Origin of the sequence: Thalassospira profundimaris (assembly GCF_003326755.1) — a bacterium.
Classification (GTDB): Bacteria; Pseudomonadota; Alphaproteobacteria; order Rhodospirillales; family Thalassospiraceae; genus Thalassospira; species Thalassospira profundimaris_B.
Genome location: NZ_JPWH01000021.1, coordinates 1 through 21,229, shown reverse-complemented (window position 1 = coordinate 21,229; position 21,229 = coordinate 1). Strand labels below are relative to the sequence as shown.

Annotated in this window: 21 protein-coding genes; 15 read left to right on the top strand and 6 right to left on the bottom strand. The window is 54.7% G+C overall.

The genetic code is table 11. The annotated features are described in order from the left end of the window. Positions 1 to 78 precede the first annotated feature (78 nt). Positions 79 to 288, top strand: a complete 210-nt coding sequence (locus TH25_RS19130; RefSeq protein ID WP_114089902.1) for a cold-shock protein — start codon at positions 79 to 81, stop codon at positions 286 to 288. 143 nt (positions 289 to 431) lie between these two features. Here TH25_RS19130 and TH25_RS19125 read toward each other — a convergent pair whose 3' ends face one another. Next, positions 432 to 1,109, bottom strand: a complete 678-nt coding sequence (locus TH25_RS19125) for a FadR/GntR family transcriptional regulator (RefSeq protein ID WP_114089901.1) — start codon at positions 1,107 to 1,109, stop codon at positions 432 to 434. Positions 1,110 to 1,306: 197 nt separating this feature from the next. On the opposite strand from TH25_RS19125, the gene TH25_RS19120 reads away from it, so the two are divergent. The 6 genes from TH25_RS19120 (at position 1,307) to TH25_RS19095 (ending at position 6,057) form a co-directional block, all read left to right on the top strand. Continuing rightward, positions 1,307 to 2,092, top strand: coding sequence for a transporter substrate-binding domain-containing protein (locus tag TH25_RS19120; RefSeq protein ID WP_114089900.1), 786 nt, complete (start codon positions 1,307 to 1,309; stop codon positions 2,090 to 2,092). 37 nt (positions 2,093 to 2,129) lie between these two features. After that, a complete protein-coding gene (locus TH25_RS19115; RefSeq protein WP_114089899.1) occupies positions 2,130 to 2,801 on the top strand; it encodes an amino acid ABC transporter permease in 672 nt (223 codons plus the stop codon). Then, the gene (locus TH25_RS19110) at positions 2,794 to 3,447 is read left to right on the top strand and encodes an amino acid ABC transporter permease (protein ID WP_114089898.1); all 654 of its coding nucleotides are present in this window, start codon (positions 2,794 to 2,796) and stop codon (positions 3,445 to 3,447) included. Before TH25_RS19115 ends, TH25_RS19110 begins: the two co-directional genes overlap by 8 nt. Beyond that, the gene (locus TH25_RS19105; RefSeq protein ID WP_114089897.1) at positions 3,434 to 4,165 is read left to right on the top strand and encodes an amino acid ABC transporter ATP-binding protein; all 732 of its coding nucleotides are present in this window, start codon (positions 3,434 to 3,436) and stop codon (positions 4,163 to 4,165) included. Before TH25_RS19110 ends, TH25_RS19105 begins: the two co-directional genes overlap by 14 nt. Positions 4,166 to 4,293: 128 nt before the next feature. Then, positions 4,294 to 5,541 (top strand): MFS transporter, encoded by a 1,248-nt coding sequence (locus tag TH25_RS19100; protein WP_114089896.1) that lies wholly within the window; start codon positions 4,294 to 4,296, stop codon positions 5,539 to 5,541. A gap of 30 nt (positions 5,542 to 5,571) precedes the next feature. After that, entirely contained in the window at positions 5,572 to 6,057 is a 486-nt protein-coding gene (locus tag TH25_RS19095; protein ID WP_114089895.1) for a YaiI/YqxD family protein, read from the top strand. A gap of 84 nt (positions 6,058 to 6,141) precedes the next feature. Here TH25_RS19095 and TH25_RS19090 read toward each other — a convergent pair whose 3' ends face one another. Further along, positions 6,142 to 7,596, bottom strand: a complete 1,455-nt coding sequence (locus TH25_RS19090) for an aldehyde dehydrogenase (protein WP_114089948.1) — start codon at positions 7,594 to 7,596, stop codon at positions 6,142 to 6,144. Positions 7,597 to 7,785: 189 nt separating this feature from the next. On the opposite strand from TH25_RS19090, the gene TH25_RS19085 reads away from it, so the two are divergent. From TH25_RS19085 to TH25_RS19065, 5 genes are all read left to right on the top strand, one after another. Then, positions 7,786 to 8,775 carry a helix-turn-helix domain-containing protein gene (locus TH25_RS19085; RefSeq protein ID WP_181847716.1) on the top strand — a complete coding sequence of 330 codons (990 nt, stop codon included), beginning with the start codon at positions 7,786 to 7,788 and terminating at the stop codon, positions 8,773 to 8,775. 165 nt (positions 8,776 to 8,940) lie between these two features. After that, complete coding sequence (locus tag TH25_RS19080) at positions 8,941 to 9,723, top strand: DUF3750 domain-containing protein (RefSeq protein WP_114089893.1); 783 nt, start codon at positions 8,941 to 8,943, stop codon at positions 9,721 to 9,723. 436 nt (positions 9,724 to 10,159) lie between these two features. Beyond that, the gene (locus tag TH25_RS19075) at positions 10,160 to 12,007 is read left to right on the top strand and encodes an ABC transporter ATP-binding protein (RefSeq protein WP_114089892.1); all 1,848 of its coding nucleotides are present in this window, start codon (positions 10,160 to 10,162) and stop codon (positions 12,005 to 12,007) included. 2 nt (positions 12,008 to 12,009) lie between these two features. Next, positions 12,010 to 13,863 carry an ABC transporter ATP-binding protein gene (locus TH25_RS19070; protein WP_220151459.1) on the top strand — a complete coding sequence of 618 codons (1,854 nt, stop codon included), beginning with the start codon at positions 12,010 to 12,012 and terminating at the stop codon, positions 13,861 to 13,863. Further along, positions 13,847 to 14,524 carry a TetR/AcrR family transcriptional regulator gene (locus tag TH25_RS19065; protein ID WP_181847714.1) on the top strand — a complete coding sequence of 226 codons (678 nt, stop codon included), beginning with the start codon at positions 13,847 to 13,849 and terminating at the stop codon, positions 14,522 to 14,524. Before TH25_RS19070 ends, TH25_RS19065 begins: the two co-directional genes overlap by 17 nt. A 236-nt stretch (positions 14,525 to 14,760) precedes the next feature. On the opposite strand, the gene TH25_RS19060 is transcribed toward TH25_RS19065, so the two are convergent. The 4 genes from TH25_RS19060 to zigA all read right to left on the bottom strand — a co-directional run bounded on the left by TH25_RS19060 (position 14,761) and on the right by zigA (position 18,437). Further along, the gene (locus TH25_RS19060) at positions 14,761 to 15,801 is read right to left on the bottom strand and encodes an NADP-dependent oxidoreductase (RefSeq protein WP_114089890.1); all 1,041 of its coding nucleotides are present in this window, start codon (positions 15,799 to 15,801) and stop codon (positions 14,761 to 14,763) included. Between the two features lie 129 nt (positions 15,802 to 15,930). After that, the gene (locus TH25_RS19055; RefSeq protein WP_114089889.1) at positions 15,931 to 16,440 is read right to left on the bottom strand and encodes a TspO/MBR family protein; all 510 of its coding nucleotides are present in this window, start codon (positions 16,438 to 16,440) and stop codon (positions 15,931 to 15,933) included. A gap of 168 nt (positions 16,441 to 16,608) precedes the next feature. Then, entirely contained in the window at positions 16,609 to 17,037 is a 429-nt protein-coding gene (locus TH25_RS19050) for a nuclear transport factor 2 family protein (protein WP_114089888.1), read from the bottom strand. A gap of 149 nt (positions 17,038 to 17,186) precedes the next feature. Continuing rightward, a complete protein-coding gene (gene zigA / locus TH25_RS19045) occupies positions 17,187 to 18,437 on the bottom strand; it encodes a zinc metallochaperone GTPase ZigA (RefSeq protein ID WP_114089887.1) in 1,251 nt (416 codons plus the stop codon). 505 nt (positions 18,438 to 18,942) lie between these two features. Between zigA and TH25_RS19040 the strand changes: the two genes are divergently transcribed. The 3 genes from TH25_RS19040 to TH25_RS24800 form a co-directional block, all read left to right on the top strand. Further along, complete coding sequence (locus TH25_RS19040) at positions 18,943 to 20,259, top strand: DUF4123 domain-containing protein (protein WP_147253051.1); 1,317 nt, start codon at positions 18,943 to 18,945, stop codon at positions 20,257 to 20,259. Next, on the top strand, positions 20,249 to 20,953 hold the full coding sequence (locus TH25_RS19035; protein WP_147253050.1) for a hypothetical protein: 705 nt from the start codon (positions 20,249 to 20,251) through the stop codon (positions 20,951 to 20,953). The genes TH25_RS19040 and TH25_RS19035 overlap by 11 nt, the downstream gene beginning before the upstream one ends. A 4-nt stretch (positions 20,954 to 20,957) precedes the next feature. Further along, positions 20,958 to 21,229, top strand: a 272-nt coding sequence (locus TH25_RS24800; RefSeq protein ID WP_147253049.1) for a hypothetical protein, incomplete at its 3' end; no start/stop codon positions are given.

Genomic DNA, 21,229 nt, shown 5'->3' with positions numbered 1-21,229 from the left:
TTCCGGGAAGATGGATGGAACCCACGCGGGGTTTTGTCTGACAGTTTGTGCCAACATATACTCATAGGAGAGACTAAAATGGCAACTGGTACCGTTAAATGGTTCAACGCAACCAAAGGCTTTGGCTTCATTCAGCCGGACGAAGGCGGAAACGACGTATTCCTGCACATCAGTGCTGTTGAACGCGCTGGCCTGCGTCACCCGCAGGAAGGCGACAAGATCAACTACGAACTGCGCACCGACTCCCGTTCGGGTCGCGTTTCGGCTGACGATCTGTCCGCTGCCTAATTCGGTTTGCCCTCGTTTGCGAGGGTGCTGAAATGACAATCCCCGCATGGGCAACTGTGCGGGGATTGTTGTATTTGGGCTTGTGCCATTCTGTGCCGTCTTCCTGGCTGTTTGTGGCGCAAATGGCTTAAAGGCAAAGCGCTTTAGGGGCGCAGAAAGGCGATATTGGCCCGGGTCGCCGCGCTAAGCACATGAAAGTGCATGGCATCGCGGGCGCGCGACGGGTTGCGTTCGCGCACAAAACGCAAAACCTGCTGGTGTTCCTGCAAGGGGGCCTCAATCGCGGCGGCATTGGCAAAGGGCAGCATCTGGTTTTCATGGATGCTTTGGGCCGTCGGGTGCATGGCCCTGGCAAAAAGCGGGTTGTCAGCCGCCTGTAGCAGAATATTGTGAAACGCCGTGTCGGCGTTTGCCGCATGAAGCAGGTCATCTTCCAGCAGGGCCTGGCGCATTTCTTCAATGCTTTCCTGCATTGCGTTCAAATGCACGTTGCTTCGGGCCTGTGCGGCCAGCCCGGCAACATAAGGTTCGATTGCCAGGCGAAATTGATAAACCTGTGCGGCATGGCGTGTTGATTGCGCATCCCGTGGCGCGTCCTTTTGCGGGTCCGAAACATACACCCCTTTTCCGGCCTCGATTTTGACCAGCCCGATGGCCTGAAGTGTTGCCAGGGCCTCGCGCAGGCTGGCCCGGCTGATGGCGAGGTCTTCGGCAAGGATGCGTTGTGACGGTAACGAGTCTCCGTGTTGCAATTGTCTGGTTTTGATCAGTTTTCTGATGTCCCGTACGGCACGTTCGGGGGCGCGCTGGTGTTTGCTCATTCTTTTTCCCGCATCTGGTCTGACCAGTTTGTGACTTCAATGAAGTAAATTTTCCCTTGTTTTTCAAATGATTTTACAAAATTCCCAGGAAAACTGGGGATGGTTCAAAATTTTGCGTAGACATTAGCATAAAAAATATGCACCTATTAAGTATGGTTAAAAAATAAACATTCACCAGTTAAAAATCGGAGAGGCAGATGAAAAAGTTCCTGAAAGTTGCCATTGCCACGATGGCAATGATGGCAGCCCCGCTGGCGGGGGCATCGGCAAAGGGTGCGCTTGAGGCGATCAAGGATGCGGGTGTCATTAAAATTGCCGTGCCGCAGGATTTTCCGCCGTTTGGCACGGTTGGGACGGATATGCAGCCGCAGGGCTATGATATTGATATGGCAAAGCTGATTGCCCATGATCTGGGCGTGAAGCTGGAAATGGTGCCGGTCACGACCAATAACCGCATTCCCTACCTGACCACGGGCAAGGTTGACCTGGTGATTTCCACCCTGGGCAAAAACCCCGACCGCGAAAAGGTGATTGATTTTACCGACCCGTATGCCCCGTTTTACAATGGCGTTTTTGGCCCGGCTGACATTACCATCAAAGGTCCGGCGGATTTGAGCGGCCATACCCTGGGGGTGACGCGCGCCACCATTGAAGATATGGAACTGCAAAAAATTGCCCCCAAAGATGTCGATATCAAACGCTATGAAGACAATAACGCCACCATTTCCGCGTTTTTGTCGGGCCAGGTGGAAGTCATTGCCACGGGCAACGTCACCGCAGCAGCCATCATCAAACGCAACCCGCCGCGTAAACCCGAACCGAAATTCCTGATCAAAAATTCGCCCTGTTATGTCGGCCTGAACAAGGACGAGCCGGAACTGAAAGCCAAGGTCAATGAAATCATTGCCGCTTCGCTCAAGGATGGCCGTTTGAATGCCATTTCCGAACAGTGGCTGGGTAATCCGTTGCCCGAGAAGTTTTGATCCGAGCGGTGAATGACAACCAGGTGACGGCGTTTCAATGGCTTATCAATTTGATTTTGGCGCAATTCTTCCGCACTGGAAATTGCTGCTGGACGGGGTGGTCCTGACCACCGAACTGGCAGCCATTGGCGCCGTGGCCGGGGTTGGGCTGGGCATTTTGGGGGCGTGGGCGCGCACGGCCCGCACCCCGGTGATCAGCCAGCTTGTCGGGGTCTATGTTGAGCTGATCCGCAATACCCCCTTTCTGGTGCAATTGTTTTTCATCTTTTTCGGTTTGCCCGCACTGGGCATAAAATTAAGCGAATTTCAGGCCGCTGCCCTGGCGATGGTGGTTAATCTGGGGGCTTATTCAACCGAAATTGTCCGCGCCGGTATTCAGGCAATCCCGGCGGGGCAGATCGAGGCCGCCCAAAGCCTGGCGATGAACCGGGTGCAGATTTTTCGCTATATTATCATTCGCCCGGCCCTGAAAAAAATCTGGCCCGCCCTGTCCAGCCAGGTGGTGATTGTGATGCTGGGTTCGTCGGTCTGTTCGCAAATCGCGGCCGAGGAACTGACCTTTGCCGCCAATTACATCCAGGGCATGAATTTCCGCGCCTTCGAGGTCTATTTCGTGACCACGGGCCTTTATCTCGTGATGTCGATCCTGCTGCGCCAGATCCTCAAAGTCTTTGGCAACTTCCTGTTTGAACGGCGGAACCATGCCTGAATTTACCCTATGGGACATTGTCCATAACCTGCTTTTGGCCGCACGCTGGACGGTTCTTCTCTCCATCCTGGCTTTTGTGCTGGGCAGTATTGTCGGTCTGGCGCTGCTTTTGGTGCGGACAGCGGGCAATCGCTGGGCGGTGCGTTTTGTGCGCGGCTATGTCGAGCTGTTTCAGGGAACCCCGCTTCTGATGCAGTTATTCATCGTTTTCTTTGGCTTGCCATTGCTGGGGCTGGATGTGTCGCCCTGGATTGCGGCGACATTCGGGTTAACGCTGTTTACCAGCGCGTTTTTAACCGAAATCTGGCGCGGCTGTGTTGAATCGGTCGCAAAGGGGCAGTGGGAGGCCTCGACCGCGCTGGGGATGAATTTCACCCAGCAGATGCTCTATGTCATTTTGCCCCAGGCACTGCGTATTGCCGTGCCGCCCACGGTGGGGTTTTCCGTGCAGGTGGTCAAGGGCACGGCTGTGACCTCGATCATCGGTTTTGTCGAACTGACCAAGGCCGGCACCATGATCACCAATGCCACCTACGCGCCCTTCACCGTATATGGCTGTGTCGCCGTTTTATATTTTCTGATCTGTTATCCCCTGTCGCTTTATGCCCGCCACCTTGAAGGAAAGTTCCGCCATGTCACTCGTTGAGCTTCATGCCATTCACAAAAGCTTTGGCGCGTTACAGGTCCTGAAAGGCATTGATCTGAAAATCGATGAAGGGCAGGTGATCGCCCTGATTGGCAAAAGCGGGTCGGGCAAAAGCACGCTGTTGCGCACGATTAACGGCCTTGAAACCATTGATGACGGCACCATCATGGTGGCGGGCAAAAAGGTGGGCGACCATGACACCGACCTTTTGCAACTGCGCCTGAATGTCGGCATGGTGTTTCAGCAGTTCAACCTGTTTCCGCACTATACCGCGCTGGAAAATGTCATGCTTTCGCCCCAGGTGGTGAAAAAACAGTCCAAGGGCGAAGCGCGTAAAATCGCCGAGGAAATGCTGGCAAAGGTCGGCCTTTCGGACAAGATGATGCATTATCCCGACCAGCTTTCGGGCGGGCAGCAGCAGCGTGTTGCCATTGCCCGGGCGCTGGCGATGAAACCGCGGGTGTTGCTGTGTGACGAGGTGACGTCTGCCCTTGACCCCGAACTGGTCAACGAGGTTTTGGCTGTTGTGCGCCAACTGGCCGAAGAAGGCATGACGCTGGTGATGGTGACTCACGAAATGCGCTTTGCCCGCGAAGTGTGCGATAGTCTGGTTTTCATGCACCAGGGCCGCATTCATGAAAGCGGCAATCCCGAACATGTTTTTGCCAGCCCCAAAACCCCGGAACTGGCGAGTTTTGTTGGTGGGCTGGCGGGGTAACTTTCCGTAGGCAGCCTTATTTCCGAAATGTGACAATTCCCGTTTGGGGTGTTTTACCGGTATTCCAAAGAACCCTTTGTTTCTAAAACTGATTGTAACGTTTGATCGGGCAGAAACAGGGGCGGGATATGGTGGCGACACAAACAGATGCAACAAAACCGGTCCTGTCAGGGGCGATGGCCTTTCTGGACCGGTATCCGTTTCTCGTACTTGGTGTTGTGTTGCTCGGCGCCTTTTCATCCTCGACCTCGGCCCCGTTGGGCGGGTTGTTTGTTGTTGATGGTTTGGGCGAAGCCCCCTGGAAAATCAGCGTGGCGGCGATTATCAAGGTGGTGGTAACACTGCTGACCAACCGTTATTACGGCCACGCGATTGATCGGGGGGTACCGGTACGCTGGCTATTATTGTCCAGCATTTTCTGTTTTGTCGCCGGGATGGTGGTGATCGGCACGTTTCAGGTTTACTGGGTTTATGCGCTTATTGGCTCGATCCTGATCGGGGTGGGGTCCGGGGCGTTATCGGTTGTGTATTCCTTCGGTCGCCTGTTTGCCGAACAGACGGGCCGGAATGTCAAAAAATTCAATTCGCTGTTACGGATGCAAACCTCGCTGGGCTGGATGGTGGGCCCGGCTGTCTCGCTATCGGTTTATGACGCGTTTGGTTTTACCTTCATTTATTTTGCCATCGCCATTTTGGGGGTGGTCTGGCTGGTATTTTGCCTGTTGGTGGTGCCTGCGCATTTCAAAACCCATCATGCAGGTACGCATACGGGCGAGATGATCCCGAAAATGAACCGGGCGTTGCTGGTGGCCTGTATTCCGGTTTTTCTGATCTCCACCGGGCATGTGGTGTTTTTAACCGTGATGCCACTTTATTTTACCGCATCGCTCGGCCTGGCCCCGTCTGCCGCGGGGTTCGAGCTAACGATGAAATGCTTTGTCGAGGTCGGGGCGATTTATGCCTCGGTCGCGATCATTCAGCGGATCGGCGAACGCCGGGGGCTGATGGTTGCGGCCTTTTGTGGGGTTATGTTTTATGGCCTGATTTATCAGGCGCAGTATTTATGGCATGTGCTGGTTTTGGGGGCGCTGGACGGGCTTTATTATGGGGTGTTTGCCGCCATTGGCATGACCTTTGTGCAAAATTTTGCCCGCAACCGCCCCGGTATGGCGACCAGCTATTATGTCAGTACGCTTTTTGTCGGCGGATTATGCGGCAATTTGCTGATGGGCCTGGTGGCGAGTTACTCTTCCTATCATACCACGGTGGCGGTTTCGGCGCTGTTTGTTGCTTTGGGTGGTTTGGCGCTGCTTCTGATTAGTGATGCACCGCCGGAAGAAGAAAGCATGGTTGCCAAGCCTGTATCCTCTGCTTGACTTTGGCGCATCGCACGCGATGATCACGCCATGACAGAAGAACAGTTAAACCCGCAAAAACAACCGCCCCGCCTGTTTGTCGATGCCGATGCCTGCCCGGTAAAGGCCGAATGCGAACGGGTGGCCGAACGCCACCAGATGCAAATGTTTCTGGTCTCGAACGGGGGTATTCGCCCATCGCGCAACCCGTTGATCAAATCGGTTTTTGTGCCGCCAGAGCCTGATGCGGCCGATAACTGGATTGCCGAAAACGCGCAGGCCAATGATATTATCATCACGGCCGATATTCCGCTGGCGTCACGCGGGCTGGAAATTGGCGCACATGTGTTGGGCCCCACCGGCAAGGCCTTTACCGAGGCCAATATTGCCAATGCCCTGGCCGGGCGTGAAATTGCCGCCCATATGCGCGAAGTCACCGGCGAGCAGGGCCGCAATGCCGGTTTTACGCAAAAGGACCGCTCGCGTTTTTCCAGTGCGCTGGAGGTGGTGGTGCAAACCGCGCGGCGGGCACAATAGTGAAACTGTTGGCAAAACAGCACTGGCCCGCCGGGAGAATGCGGCGGGCCGGTGGCTTATATTGCTATATTTGAAATCTTATTTCTAAAATGGGTAATGGCGCTTGCCGTGCTGGATCGTGATCCAGCGGGTTTCGGTGAATTCGTCAATTGCGGCCTTGCTGCCAAACCGGCCATAGCCACTGGCTTTGACACCGCCAAACGGCATTTGTGCTTCGTCATGCACGGTCGGGCCATTGATGTGGCAAATGCCACTTTCGATCTGGCGGGCGACATCCATTGCCCGGGTGATGTTTTGCGAAAAGACGGCGGAGGACAAGCCATATTCGCTGTCATTGGCGATGCGGATGGCTTCATCGTCACCTTGCGCCCGGATGATGCACACCACCGGACCAAAACTTTCCTCGCGGTAAATCCGCATCGATGATGTGACATGATCCAGCAGGGTGGCATCCATCAATGCTCCATTGGCCTTGCCGGAACCCGCAATCAGCTTTGCCCCCTTGGCGACGGCATCCTCAACCAGTTCCTCGATACGGCGGGTTGCCTCGGCCGTCACAACACCGCCTAAGATATGTTTGCCTTCTGCCGGGTCGCCTGCGGTCAGGGTTTTGGCCTTGGCGGCCAGTTTGGCGGCAAAATCATCGCCAATGGCATTATCAACAATCAGGCGTTCTGTTGACATGCAAATTTGCCCCTGATTCATATAGGCGCCAAAGGCGGCGGCATTGACGGCTTCGTCCAGATCGGCGTCATCAAGCACCAAAAACGGGGCTTTGCCGCCCAGTTCCAGCAAAACCGGTTTGAGGTGGCGGGCCGCCAGTTCGGCAATGATGCGACCAACACGGGTGGAGCCGGTGAAATTGATGCGGCGAATGGCGGGATGCGCAATCAGCGTTTCAACAATTTCAGGCGCATCTTCGGGCGCGTTGGTAATGACATTAACCACACCTTCGGGGGCACCGGCCTCGCGCAGGCAGTCGCCAATCAAATGATGGATGGCGGGGCAAAGCTCGGACGCTTTCAGGATTACCGTGTTTCCACAAGCAAGCGGCATGGCGATGGCGCGTGTGCCCAAAATCACCGGTGCGTTCCACGGCGCAATGCCCAACACCACCCCGGCTGGCTGGCGAATGCCCATTGCAAAGCTGCCCGGCACGTCAGACGGGATCACATCACCGGTGATTTGCGTGGTCATGGCGGCGGCTTCGCGCAGCATATTGGCCGCCAGATGGGCGTTAAAGCCGCCCCACATGGCGGTGCTGCCGGTTTCGACCAGCACGCGGCGGCCAAATTCCTCGCCCTTGCTTTCCATAATGTCGGCAGCCTTTTGCAAAATCGCCCGGCGCGCGCCCGGCCCGGTTTTGGACCATGCCGGAAAGGCGCTGGCGGCGGCATCGGCGGCGCGAATGGCGTCTTCCTTGCTGGCGGCGGCGGCCTTGGTCGCAATCTCGCCCGTGATCGGGTTTTTACGCGTAAAGGTGCGGTTCTGGCTGGCGGGGTTGTCGGTATTGTTGATCAACAGGTTGATGTCATACATGGAAACGTGATCCTCGCTGGTGCAGGCCGGGGCCTGGTGGTTATGGGTATCGCAATCTGCTGTTGCGTTTTCTATTGCCAGTAGGCCGTCGATTACCTGCAATGTAAAGACATGCAAATTGACCTTTTTAAACAAAAAATTGCATAATTTAACCAGTTTCAAATGGTTATGTTTAAGGGCGAAAAAGGCATGTCTGGTGCGGGATACGGCGGAAAAACCGGCCACAACAGCACACACAAAATCACCCTGCACAGGGACGGTGCGATGGATAAAATCCGTGCCCGGATGGACCGTTTTGAACCGGCCCTGTCATCGCGCAAATGGGGGCTGGACGGAGCGGGGCAACATGCGTGCTGCCATGCCGTGTTGCTGGAAAATGGCATGGCGCAAATCAGCCTGCGGCATGGTGCCATCCGGCTTGCCGGGCCCGCCCTGATCTGGCTGCCAGCAGGCGAGGGGCGTGTGTGCGAGATTGAGGCCGGGGCACGGGGATATGTGATGTCCATGCCCGATGATGTGGTGGCCAAAAGCCTGGGCGGGCATTTTTTACCCGATCACGCCGGGCAGGGTACCGGGCATCATCGGGGGCTGCGCTTTGTTGCCGATACGGTGCATGGCCTTCATCTGGCGGATCATCAGCAGGATTTTGAACAGGCCCGTCTGATTTGTGGTGTGATGGCAGCCGAGATCCGGGCCAACCGGCATATGGGCGAAACGGTTTTGGCGGCCCAGCTGATCGCCCTGCTGGCGATTTTGGCCCGCCTTGCCGAGGGCTGGATGACACGGGGCCAGCATGACGGCGCACGTCCTGACGGGGGTTCCGTCACGCTGCACCGGTTTTTGCAGGTGCTGGAAATTCATTTTCGCGATCACTGGAATGTGGGTGACTACGCCCGCGCACTGGGGACGAGCGAAAGGCGGCTGGCGCTGGCAACTGTGCGGGCAACGGGCAAGCCGCCCCTGCAATTGATCCATGACCGGGTGTTGCACGAGGCCTGCCTGCGCCTGGAACAATCCCCCCAGGCGGTGGCACAGGTGGCGTATGGCCTGGGGTTTCGCGATCCGGCCTATTTTAACCGGTTTTTTAAACGCTATTTGGGGCTGGCGCCCGGCGCATGGCGGCGGCAAAAACGTGCCGGGCAGATCCGCGATGATACCAGCTTTGCCGCCTGGCCGTGATTTCGCATGGTCTGTTTCGCCTATATTCGCCGTATAAAGGAAATGGTGTGAAGTTGATTATTGCCGGAACCGGGCAATCATCGTTCTTTGACCCACTTGCGCGGGGCGCGTGCGGCATGGTGGACCATGCTGTGTGTTGACCTGCTTTGAACAGGGACGAGTTATTTGAAACGCAGAACAACGGTGGTGCTGGGCCTGATCCTGGTGTTGATATTGCCTTTCGGGATTAGCCTGGCGGAAAATCCGCCGGGGCAGAAAGCCAATGAAACCTGGCGCACCGCACCACGCCATTCCGCCGGAATCGCGCCCGACCCGGTTGCCAATGCCGATACCGCAATTGTCCAGGTTTATGCCGCCTCCACCTATAGCTGGCGGGGCTATTTTGCCGTGCATACCTGGATTATCGTCAAACATAGCGGGGAGACGACCTTTACCCGCTATGACGTGGTGGGCTGGGGCGGTGGCAATGTGGTGCGCACCAATTATGCCGTGCCCGATGGTTTGTGGTTCGGGGCGGAACCGGAAATTCTGCTCGATTTGCGCGGCGAAGGCGTGGATTCCATTATTGATGATGTGCAAAAGGCAGTCAAAACCTACCCTTACCCGCAGGAATATCGCAGCTATCCCGGCCCCAACAGCAATACCTTTATCGCCCATATCGGTCGCGAGGTGCCCGCGCTGGACCTTGATATGCCCGCCAATGCGATTGGCAAGGATTACCGGCCCATTACCAATCCGGTAGGTTTGTCACCGTCCGGTACGGGGGTGCAGGCCAACCTTTATGGGATGCTGGGCTTTACTGCCGGGCTGGAAGAGGGGCTGGAGCTCAATCTTCTTGGCCTGAATTTTGGCATCGACTTTAACCGCCCCGCCATTCGTGTGCCCTCAATTGGCCGGTTGGGCCTGCCCAATACCGGTTCGCTGGCGGCAGAGGATGATGCGCCCTGATGGGATGCAAAGGGTGCTTTGAAGGCCTTTGCCTTTAAATCAGGTGCATTCTGTTTCATTTTGGCGGGTCTTCTGGCAAGCGACGTCGTTGTGACTGAATGTACAACGTTGCCACCATGACATGGCATCTCGGGGAGATGTCGGTATCCATTGCCTCTGGCGTTCCTTGCGTGAAAACCATCTGTTCCGCACCGGATGGTTTCTTGATTCCGTAACGTCATCTGCGATCTATCGGGCATCTTTTCAGCCTTCCTGTCTGGCTCGATACCAGGGGATCACAGTACACACAACCTGAGAATTCGGGGTCCGATCAATATTGTCATGTCCTAATTTGAAACATTATGTTGCAAATTATTTGAAAGTGACTCTCAATTGCGATAAAGCAGAAGTGTTGCGCATTTCGGGCATCTTACTTCACAGAACGGGAGGTCATGGCATGACAGCGGCGGATTGCACGCTTGAGGATAATTCCGCAACGGGGAAAACCAGGGAAAGCAGTGGCGAAAAACCCGACTATCTGGCAAGTCTGCGCCTGATCTGGCCGTATCTTGCCGGGCAAAGGCTGAAATTGCTGCTGGCGGTTGTGTTGGCCACGATCGCGGTTATTCTTGAGCTGGTACCCGTTTACATCATTACCGTCTTTATTGGCGGGGTGATTGACAACAGCCTGACCGCAACCGGCCTTTTAATGCAGGCCGGGCTTGCCCTTGCTGCGGTCGTGCTGGGATATATTGTCATGGGAACGGCAACCATGATGGCGCATCTTGTTGCATTTGGCGCGATCTATCAGTTGAGGCTGTCGGTTTCCCGGCATCTTGCGCGGTTGCCGCTGGGTTATTTTGCCGACCGCAGCAGCGGGGATGCCAAAAAACTGGTGATTGACGACCCCGAAAAACTGGAGCTGGTCGTCGCCCACGGCACCCCGGAAGGCATCAGTGCCGTTTCAACCTGGCTTGCGGTATCGATCTGGCTGTTCGCCGTTGACTGGCGCATGGCCCTGGCAGCCACCGTCATCACCCCGCTTTCTTTTGCCCTTCTTGTGTTTGCCATGAAAAAAGGCGGACGCTTTGCCCACGAATACCAGACCACCAGCCAGCGGATGAATGCCGCGATTGTCGAATATATTGCAGGTATGCCGGTGGTGAAGATCTTCAATCGCGCCGGCGAGCGTTTTCGCGAGGCCAGCGATGCCGTTGCCGCCTATACCGCTGTCGAAAAGAAAATGTCGGCGGCTTATTTGCCATTTGCCGGCGCGTTTTTCAGTCTGGTGCTTTCAAACATCGTGTTCATTGTCCCCGTCGGGGCGTTTCTTATCACGGCGGGGTCTCTGAATATGGCGACGCTCGTCTTTTTTATCATCCTTGGCGCCAATTACAGCCGCCCGCTGTTAAAACTTTTCAATCTGTTTCATGAATTGGCCCATATCAGCATGGGCTCCTCGCTTGTTGCCGGGGTTCTCGCCGCCCCGACGCAAACCGATAGCGGCAAGACCCGCCATCTGGACCGGTATGACGTCACTTTTGACACTGTTCATTTCGGTTATGATCACCATGATGTGCTGCATGGCATATCCTTCACGGCACAGGAAGGCACAGTCACCGCCCTGGTCGGCCCTTCAGGGTCGGGCAAAAGCACGATTGCAAGCCTGATCCCCCGTTTCTTTGATGTCGGTTCGGGCCGTATTGCCATTGGGGGCCAGGATATACGCGAGATCGCCATCAGCCAGCTTATGGATACTGTGGCGTTTGTGTTTCAGGATACCATTCTGTTTACCGACACAATCGCCAACAATATACGCTTTGGCAAACCAGATGCGACAGACGCCGACGTGCAGAAGGCCGCAAAGGCGGCATGCGCCCATGAATTTATTATGGCCCTTCCGGACGGATATGAAACACGGCTTGGTGATCTGGGCCGCAAATTATCCGGCGGTGAACGCCAGCGTATTGCGATTGCCCGCGCAATCCTGAAGGACGCGCCGGTCATTGTCCTTGACGAGGCGACCGCCTTTGCCGATCCGGACAATGAAGCCGCCATTCAGGCCGCCATCGAATCCCTCGCGGCCGGACGAACCCTGATTCTGGTCGCCCATCGCCTGAATACAATCCGCGAGGCCGACCTGATCGTCACCGTTGAAAATGGGCGGATTGTGGAAACAGGCCAGCATGACGACCTGGTCAAAAACGGCGGCCTGTATGCACGACTTTGGAATGATTTTCTGAGCGCGCGCAAAACCGGCCTGCGCACCATAGAGGACTTGCAACAACCGGAAACAGGGGCCTGACCATGACAAATAGTGAAAGCACGATGACCGGTATGGACGCCGATGGTCATGAAATCCGTTCCGATATTCAAAGCCTGAAACGGTTATGGGCCCTTGCAGGCCCCTTGCGAAGCCAGATCGTCAAAGGCATTGCCTTTCGATTTGCCCAGTCATTTTGCCTGGGGCTGGGGTTCGGGACGTCGATCAAACTTGTCACAGACCTTATGTGGGACGATTTTACCCCGGACACAGGCTGGGCCCTTCAGATCACGGCACTGGCGGCATTATCCCTTGTTGGGCAGATCGCATTTAGCTATCTGGCGGCAAAAACAACCTGGATGGCGGCCTTTGACCTTGGCGGGCAATTGCGCCTGTCCATGCTGGACCGGTTAAGACAGTTGCCGCTGGGGTTTCATTTGTCACGCAATCGTGGTGATACGGTAACGATGCTGACCTCGGACATGCAGAGCGTGGAAAACTTCATGTCGGACGGCTTGCCACGTATTGCCGAGGCCCTCGGTATGCCCGTCGCCATTCTGGTATTTCTGGCTTTTCAGGACGGTATCGTGGCATTGGCCGCGCTTGCCTCGATTGTCATTGCGATTCCGGTGTATCTCAAGGCCAGCCGGCATCTGGCGAAACTTGGAATCCGGCGCCAGGACATGCAGGCGGCAGCCGCTGCACGCATGATTGAATTTGTGCAGGGCATTGCCGTGATCCGTGCCTTTAACCGGGTTGGCAAGGGCGCGGAAGATTTTAAGGCCGCACTCGAAACGTTCCGCAATCTCTCGGTTCGCATGGTGATGCAATTGACGTTGCCGCTTGTCTGTTTTGGCATGATCCTGATGCTGGGTGTCCCGCTTGTTCTTTTTGCCGCTGGCTGGCGGTGGCTGGGGGGCGAGATTGATGCCGCAACTGCCATTACGGCCTGTATGCTGATCTATGCCACCTATAGCCCGCTTCTTGGTTTGCTTGCCGTGATGGAAAATACGCGGATGGCGGATGCGTCCCTGACGCGGATAGATCGCATTCTAAGCGCGCCGCGTCTGCCCGAAGCCTCAAGACCCCGGGAACCCGGGGGATTTGATATTGCGTTTGATAATGTTCGTTTCGGATATCGTGACAGGGCAGTGGTGGACTCCCTGTCCTTTAGGGTTCCCGAACGGACTATGACGGCAATTGTCGGGCCATCGGGGGCAGGCAAAAGCACGATCCTGAACCTTATCCCGCGTTTTTGGGACATTGATGGCGGTGCCATCCTGATTGGCGGTGTCGATATCAGGCAAATGTCGCCCGAACGGCTCGCCAGCCTTATTACCGTGGTTTTTCAGGATGTTTATCTGTTTTCGGGCACGATTTTCGACAATATCGCCTTTGGTTGCCAGGATGCCACGCGCGAGGAGGTTGAAGATGCGGCCCGTGCTGCCCAGGCACACGCATTTATCACGGATCTGCCAAACGGCTATCAGACCCGTGTGGGCGAGGGAGGGGCATCCCTCTCGGGCGGGCAGCGCCAGCGCATTTCTATTGCACGTGCCATCCTCAAAGATGCCCCGATCGTCCTGCTTGACGAGGCAACCGCCGCAATTGATCCAACCAACGAAAAAGCCCTGCAGGCCGCACTTGCCGCCCTTGTCGCGCACAAGACACTGATCGTTGTGGCACACAAGCTCTCGACTGTTCAGGCTGCCGACGAAATTCTGGTTCTTGATGAGGGTAGAATCGTTGAACGCGGTGTCCATGACGATCTGGTTGGCAAGGATGGCATCTATGCAAAATTATGGCGACACTGGCGCGAGGCTGCAAACTGGCATATCAGTCGTAAGGCGGATCCAGCAGGCAACCTGAATGATACAGCGCATGGCAATGAAATCTGATCGTCCGAACCCGGTAGGCAGGCCCGCACGCATTTCGCGCGAGGATATTGCCGATGCCGCACTTGAAATCGGTTTGCAGGCGGCAACGGTCAAAACCATTGCGCAGCGCCTGGGCGTTGATCATTCATCGCTTTATCGTCATGTCACGGGGCGCGATGACATTGTTTTTGCCGCGGCTGACCGGGCAATCGCAACGCTTGACTGGGAACGTGAAACACGGGACTGGCGCGATTACATTCATGCTGCCGCCGAAGCGGTATGGGATTTGTACAGCCGCAATCCCGGCCTGGCCGAAGCCATACGCACGATGGAAAAAACGCCACCCGCAGGCATCCGTGCCTTCGCCCGGTCATGCCGTCACCTCGAGGCACAGGGATTCCGCATCGAGGATGCGGCATTGATCATGGATAGCGTGATGGATATGACAGGGGACAGTGCGTCGATGCGCGAACGCCTGAGTCTTGATCAGGCCGACGGTACACTGGGCGAACGTCTTCGTACGTCATGGCAACCGGGCTCGGATGATCGAACCGCTGCCTATGTTTCTGTGATAAGTGCCGTGACCGACGCCAGCCCAAAGGACTGGTGGCGTAAAAAACTCATGTTGCTGATCCGCGGGGCCGCGGCTCTTCTTGAGGACCATAAGGGCGGGAAAGTCTGATGAACAGGTTCCGACCCGAAAGGTCTTGCTTGATTTAGTCAGAAGAACAGCGGTGTCTTTCGTGTCGCATGACATATCGTTGCGGCTGCGGCTGCGGCTGTCATTTCCGAAGGTAAAACCGGTCAAAAATGTCTGGCAGTTCATGTGCAACACGGGGCGCCCGAAACGGCTGGTTAAATGCCCGATACGGACGCCCTGGCTGTTTTGCGGCTTAAGCTGCCTGTTATGATGTGTGGTCAGCCCGTCAGTTTGACCAGCATTTTGCCGGTATTTTTACCGTCAAACAGGCCAATAAAGGCATCGGGGGCTTTATCCAGGCCCTCAAACACGGTTTCCTGCCAGGTCAGCGATCCGGCGCGGACCAGATCAATGCCTTCGCGGACAAAATCGGGATAGGATGTCCAGTGGTCGGAAACAATGAACCCTTCCATCCGGGCGCGCTGGGTGGTCAGGCGAAACAGGTTGGACGGACCCGGCGTTTTGCTGCGGTCATTATACATTGAAATCATGCCGCAAACGGCAATGCGGCCATTGACATTGATGTGGTCCAGCGCGGCCTCAAGATGGGCGCCACCCACATTTTCGTAATACACATCAATGCCGTCCGGTGCCGCCTGGCCCAAAGCGGCGGACAGATCGTCGGTGTCGCGGTAATTGATGACCGCATCCACACCCAGTTTGTCCTTGAGCCAGCGTGCCTTGTCCGGGCTGCCGGTACTGCCGATAACGTAGCAGTTTTTGGCCTTTGCCAGTTGGCACACCACCGAGCCGACGGCCCCGGCCGCAGCCGAAACAAACACCGTTTCGCCGGGCTGGTATTGGGCGATTTTGTTAAGGCCAATCCAGGCCGTCATGCCGGGCATGCCAAGTGGCCCCAAAAAGGCCTGTTCGGGAATATCGGGCGCATCGGGCAGCGGGTGGACATAATCGCGTTCCAGCAAAGCATGGCTGCGCCAACCTGTCATGGAGGTGACAAGGTCGCCCTCGACAAAGCGGCTGTCGCGCGAGGCAATGACCCGGCCTACGGCATGGCCTTCCAGCGGCGCATTAAGGGCAAAGGGCGGAATATAGCTTTTGCGCTGTGTCATGCGGCCGCGCATATAGGGATCAACCGACATCCATGTATTTTCGATCAGTACTTCACCGTCAAGCGGCTTGAGAACAGGGACATCGACAATGGCGAAATCGTCGCGCTTGGGCATCCCGTCGGGATAGCGCAGCAGGTGAACTTCTTTGGCGGTCTCGGGGATGTTGTGGAAATGGCTGGAGTCGGTCATGGGGCCTCGGCAATTTTGCACGTTTGGACGGGGGCCGAATGTGAACCGTCATTCGACCTTGTCCGGACCTAGGAAATTTGCCCTTGATGCGCAACCGTTTTTCCGCCGTTTTCCGCCGGAAAACCGGTTTTATCCGTTCATCCACCAGATTGCGGCATTCAGCAGGGTGGCATACCCAACCCACAGGGCATAAGGCACCATCATCCATGACGCAATGCGATCCACCCGGGCAAAAACCACGATATTGGCAATGATCAGGGCCAGAAGCGGCACAATGTCGATCAGCCCGGCCAGCGGCGATTCCGCCCCAAAAAACAGGAAAGACCAGAACAGATTAAGGGTCAGTTGTGCGCCATAAATGATGAATATGCGCCGGCCACCGGTTTGGGCCAGCAACCCGGTTTTGCACCAGACCCGCCAGCCGGAAATGGCAATCAGGGCGTAAATGAGGCTCCAGGCCGGGCCAAATAGCCAGTTGGGCGGGGTGAAAAACGGTTTTGCCAGGGTGGGATACCAGTCCTTGACACTGGTTGAGGTGACGGCGGCCGAGGCCGTGGAAATGATCAGGCACAGCACCAGAAAGGCAATCAGGGCAAAAAAGCGGGTGCGGTGATTGGGCGAAAAGGAACCGTTATTCATGGGATGTTGCCTTGCCGTTTTGGGGCGCGGGACCCTTTGGTGCTGTTGGGCCAATATGCAAACAGCGACCCGGAAAAGCCGGATCGCTGTTGATTATAGGGCATAATTTGCCCGACAGATCAAAAATTTATCATCTTCCCGGCAAGGCGTTTTCCTTGTCAGCAGGCCTTATTCCGCCGCGATGGCCGGGCCGTGATCCATCAGGTCAAAGGCAACGATGGCGGCCAGCACATCTTCATACATGTGCAAATGACGAATGGCCCCGTTTTCAATGATCAGATGAAAGGCAACGTCGTGGATTTTGCGTTTCGATGTTCCACTTGATTTTTCGCTGATCTGACCAAACAGGGCCACCTGGCGGTCGCTGATCATAAGGCGGGTACCCAATGCCCGGCTTTCGGCAGGGGCACCATTTGGCCACAAATGGCGAAACAGCGCGGACAGGGCGCTGTTTGTATCGACCGGTTCGTTGTGGTCATAGCTGTTATCGCCGGGCAGGTTCCATTGGATGTCCGGTGCAAACAGATCTGCGACCGCATTGTCATGGCTGGCAACCCGGTCGAAAAATGTTTCGGCAATTTGCTTCGCGTTCAACATGGCAGCCTCTTGGCGCATTTAAAATTGTATCATTGATTAGTTGCACTATAATCATGGAGAAATAATGGTGATAGCAGGCAATATCATGACAAAGCGTTCTGGCTGCGGAACGCTGAAAACGCCTTATGGTTCCCTGTTGAGCGTAATTGTCAGGCAGCGGTGCCCCATCTTGGAAAAGGATCGGACAGGCTGGCAAAGGGCCGGGCATTGAAGCGGTCGCCATACGCATTGACGGCATCATTGGCCGCCCGGACAGCGTGACGGAGATCGGCATCATCGATCAGGCAGGCATCCAGGCGGGCGCGCAGGGCGGCCTCGTTCATGCCGGTGCCAATAAAAACGATTTCCTGGCGGCGGTCGCCAAAGACGGGATGCCAGATTTTCCGTAACATGCTTTCCCATTCCGGGCCGGATGGCCAGCGATCCTGCGGGACTGATACCCACCAGTTGCCCAGGGCCTCGTGCTGAACGGCGGCACCGGCCTGGCTAAGCTCGCCCACCCAGTTGGGACGGGTGGCAATCCAGAAATGGCCTTTGGCACGAATGACGCCGGGCCATTCGGAATGGAGAAAGTCATAAAAACGTTGCGGATGAAAGGGCATCGCACAGCGATAGGTAAAGCTGGAAATGCCATATTCCTCGGTTTCGGGGATATGGTTGGCAAAGCCGTACAGTTCCTTGGCCCAAAGCGGGTGTTCATGGGCACGGTCAAAGTTGAACAGGCCGGTTGCCAGAATTTTGTCCGGCGAGACTTGCCCGCGCGTGGTTTCAATGATTTCCGCATCCAGATTCAGGGCGCGGATGATGTGACGGATGGTTTCCAGTTCTGATATACTGACAAGATCGGTTTTATTAAGGATGATGACATCGGCAAACTCGATCTGATCAACCAGCAGATTGACGATGGTGCGTTCATCTTCCTCCCCTAGGGATTCCCCGCGATCCCGCAAAAAATCGTGCGAACTGTAATCGCTGATCAGGCGGGCGGCATCGACCACGGTTGCCATCGTATCAAGGCGGGCCACATCGCTGAGTGATTCCCCATAGGCATCGCGGAAATCAAAGGTCGCGGCAACGGGCAGGGGTTCGGAAATGCCGGTGGATTCGATTAACAGGTAATCAAACCGGTTTTCTTCGGCCAGCTTGCGCACCTCGGCCAGCAGGTCATCACGCAGCGTGCAGCAAATGCAGCCATTGCTCATTTCCACCAGTTTTTCATCCAGCCGCGAAAGGTCGGCCCCGCCATTGCGCACCAGGTCAGCATCGATATTGACCTCGCTCATGTCATTGACAATCACGGCCACCCGCAGGCCGTCGCGGTTGTTCAGGACATGGTTCAAAACCGTGGTTTTGCCAGCTCCAAGGAAGCCGGACAGGACGGTAACAGGAAGTTTGTTCATGGTGGGAAGCTCTCTCGGTATTGAAATGTTATAACATAACAATATCGAGAGATGCGCATCTTTGCAAGGGGCGACCCGAGACATCTAAAATATAAATTTGTATCAAAATCTTGTTCTATGATTGCGATTGGCCCGCCAGCCTGTGGGCACGTTGAATAATCATTCAATGTGCTCAACCCGAGACGACCTGGATCGTCAGATATGGAAAGATCATCGCGATGAAGGGCAACGAAACGATTACAGGCGCATGAAGGCCTGCATAGAGGATGTGGAACACATAAATCTAACTGGCTGCTTGAAAAAGCCTTTGATCAATTGGGTGGGGGACGACCTTTGTTGTTATTGCGACAACATCATTATTTGAACAGGAATGGTGTATCCGTGATGCTGCGGGTTCTTTTATGCCTAGGTTTTCTATTTTAGATTGATGATTATCTTTATTTATGCAATCTTTTATTGTGTCTGATTTTACATAGTCTCATCCTTTAGTTGGGAATTTAGGCGATTGCGTGACAGGGAAAAGGTATTTGTGGGAGAATTTGAAGCATGGATAGCGGATTGTTATCTCCAAAATGGGGATAAAGGACAGCGTTATTGTCAGGCCGTCGTATGGGCTGACAGCTATGAAACTTTTAATGCCTGTATTGCCGAATATGCTGAAAATGCCGGGCTAAAAATCCTCTGGTTGGAGGAGTGTCTTCCTGTTCGCCAATATCTGACACGTCACGGCAATCTTCATAAAATAGGTCCTCTCGCCCGTGCGGTTCATCCCGGTCATGTTGTTGAACTTGGTTCTATGTTGGCAATTGATGCCGATCACACGCCTGAACCATCCAAAAGTTGGCTAACGATTAAGGAAATTAAAGATATTGAGCCCTTGGGCGGGCAAATTGGCGTATGGCCGGAAAAAAATATACCGGATTTGTTATTTGAACCACTATTTGGGCCCGTGGAGCCAACCAGAGATGAGGTCGCTCTTTACGGTAGTGTCGGGGCAGTCCCGCCTATGCGTACTTATGTTGTATTGGATACGAGCAAACTTCAATGGGGTTACGATGAAATCGAAGGTTGCGAGATGCGCTTCCAGTGTTTGTTCAAAGGCAATGCCGCCAATGAATTGAAGAATGCTGCTCCTTATCTTATCGAACTGGATCCTGAAAACCGGTTTACCCGTCGCTTGTTTACATATGTGCCGGAGATGCCTGACGAGATGACGTCTTTGCATTTGTGGCATAAAGAGCCAGGTATTTACATTCGCAGCCGTGACGAGTTCGACACGGTGTGGAAGCATTTGCGAAAATTCCCTCGCATGCAGGATGACAAGGGGCAGTGGTATTTCTTTCGGTTCTGGGAGCCGTGTGTACTGAGAGATTATCTGTGTGATTTGCGTTACGAGGCGGGAAAGATTGTGAACTGGTTTGGCAGGCGTGCAGCAGAACTTATGATCATTACAATTAGCGGTGGTGTTCTGCACTCTTTTGCTCTGGCCGAAACTATTCCGGTTGGTCAAAAGAGTGAGTCGATCCTTCTGGAACGCGAAGCTTATGCTCGCCAGCATGCCCGCCGGGTAATGGGTGAGTTTGCAGAAGAACAGGGAATTCCGTTTAAGTGGGAAACGTATGACGCTTACGACTATCCCTGGAAGGACTTTGAGCTTGAGGACTTGAAAATCATTACCTTGCTGCATGGGTATTTTGGTGTGATGGAGAAATATCCAACCGATGGAATGTATCCGGAAGGAATGCAGCATGAAGCGAGAAGGCGGGATTTATTAGGAAGGTTTTTGTTTTTCAAAGCGCAAGGGGTTCCTTATGGGCTGTGAAACAGGAAACTGTCCAAGTTGCAGGATTGATGTTGGCGCGATGCCAACTCCATACAATGTCGGAAAATTTGCGGGGTCGGATTACATCCAGACCTACCATTTGTTTATTGTCTACCATGATCTCAACAAGACTATTCTCTATCGTGGAGGACCCGCTAGAGGCGGGATGTATGCGGACCTCGTTCTTAGAGGTTTGGCGCAGCAATATGAATCTCCGACAAAGGAATATGGCGACATAGACTGGCCGTTCGATAATCTTGTGACCAACAGGATGGAAGGTGTCACGGAAAACTATGATTATGAGGAATGGAAAACAAATGGTTCACAACCGCGTCATATGGTGACGATTGCCCAAGGGCCTGATTATTGCGGCCTGGATGAAGAATTTACAAGTCAAGCGCGTAGGATAGGTTTGCTGGGGCGGACTTATAATGCGATCGACATTGACCGAACTGATAACAGCAATGCAACGGTTTATACGATCTTGCAAGAAATGGGCCTGCCCTTGACGAAGCCCGATGTCCATGCTCCGGGATGGGGGACTAACCTGCACTTGGAGACAACTCTGCCCGAGGAAGTTCTTAACGGTATCAATGACAGGATTGAACCGGTTCGGCGCGAAATTGACTGGTTTAATGGATTATCGCCACTCGATCAGGTTCGGGTGTTGCAGCGGGCCTTCGGAGGGCCGTAGGTAAATGAAAAAAATATTGCTGCGTGTCTTGCGATGGACCTTCTATATCACAGGCGCCATTTTAGGTGCTGCAATTATAATGCTGTATTCTCTGTCTGTATGGAGAAATTCAATGACGCCTGATGATCTGCGGCTTTTTCCAGAACCCCGCTTGTCTTCATTTATTACGGGGGGGTATGCATTTGACGCGCAGGCAACGGTTGATCATTACAATCATTTGTTTGCCGGGAAAAGTGCGACAGAAATTGTGCATTTTCTTGAAGAAAATAATTATCA

Coding starts and splice junctions, on each gene's coding strand:
- TH25_RS19105 (WP_114089897.1), top strand. CDS start 3,434: ATGTCACTCGTTGAGCTTCATGCCATTCACAAAAGCTTTGGCGCGTTA.
- TH25_RS19085 (WP_181847716.1), top strand. CDS start 7,786: ATGTCTGGTGCGGGATACGGCGGAAAAACCGGCCACAACAGCACACAC.
- TH25_RS19120 (WP_114089900.1), top strand. CDS start 1,307: ATGAAAAAGTTCCTGAAAGTTGCCATTGCCACGATGGCAATGATGGCA.
- TH25_RS19110 (WP_114089898.1), top strand. CDS start 2,794: ATGCCTGAATTTACCCTATGGGACATTGTCCATAACCTGCTTTTGGCC.
- TH25_RS19055 (WP_114089889.1), bottom strand. CDS start 16,440: ATGAATAACGGTTCCTTTTCGCCCAATCACCGCACCCGCTTTTTTGCC.
- TH25_RS19050 (WP_114089888.1), bottom strand. CDS start 17,037: ATGTTGAACGCGAAGCAAATTGCCGAAACATTTTTCGACCGGGTTGCC.
- TH25_RS19100 (WP_114089896.1), top strand. CDS start 4,294: ATGGTGGCGACACAAACAGATGCAACAAAACCGGTCCTGTCAGGGGCG.
- TH25_RS19090 (WP_114089948.1), bottom strand. CDS start 7,596: ATGTATGACATCAACCTGTTGATCAACAATACCGACAACCCCGCCAGC.
- TH25_RS19070 (WP_220151459.1), top strand. CDS start 12,010: ATGACAAATAGTGAAAGCACGATGACCGGTATGGACGCCGATGGTCAT.
- TH25_RS19125 (WP_114089901.1), bottom strand. CDS start 1,109: ATGAGCAAACACCAGCGCGCCCCCGAACGTGCCGTACGGGACATCAGA.
- TH25_RS19060 (WP_114089890.1), bottom strand. CDS start 15,801: ATGACCGACTCCAGCCATTTCCACAACATCCCCGAGACCGCCAAAGAA.
- TH25_RS19095 (WP_114089895.1), top strand. CDS start 5,572: ATGACAGAAGAACAGTTAAACCCGCAAAAACAACCGCCCCGCCTGTTT.
- TH25_RS19075 (WP_114089892.1), top strand. CDS start 10,160: ATGACAGCGGCGGATTGCACGCTTGAGGATAATTCCGCAACGGGGAAA.
- TH25_RS19115 (WP_114089899.1), top strand. CDS start 2,130: ATGGCTTATCAATTTGATTTTGGCGCAATTCTTCCGCACTGGAAATTG.
- TH25_RS19130 (WP_114089902.1), top strand. CDS start 79: ATGGCAACTGGTACCGTTAAATGGTTCAACGCAACCAAAGGCTTTGGC.
- zigA (WP_114089887.1), bottom strand. CDS start 18,437: ATGAACAAACTTCCTGTTACCGTCCTGTCCGGCTTCCTTGGAGCTGGC.
- TH25_RS19035 (WP_147253050.1), top strand. CDS start 20,249: ATGGGCTGTGAAACAGGAAACTGTCCAAGTTGCAGGATTGATGTTGGC.
- TH25_RS19065 (WP_181847714.1), top strand. CDS start 13,847: ATGGCAATGAAATCTGATCGTCCGAACCCGGTAGGCAGGCCCGCACGC.